Annotated in this window: 1 pseudogene; it reads left to right on the top strand. The window is 69.1% G+C overall.

Features of this window, described 5'->3' with window-relative positions:
• Positions 1-207: pseudogene (locus ACYQ8L_RS18880) on the top strand (ISNCY family transposase); the annotation flags it as partial.

Below are 207 nucleotides of genomic sequence, written 5' to 3' on the forward strand. Positions count from 1 at the left end.
CCTGGTGTGCCGGGGGAACCCGGCCGACTCGGACCTGTTCGTGCCGATGGTGGAGCGGCACGTGGAGATCTACGGGGAAGCCCCGAAGCAGACCGCGGCGGACGGCGGATTTGCGTCCAGGGCAAACCTGGCGGCGGCGAAGGGCGCCGGGGTGGAAGATGTGTGTTTTGCGAAGCGCCGCGGGCTGAAGATCGCCGACATGGTGCG

Source organism: Deferrisoma palaeochoriense, from assembly GCF_054656955.1.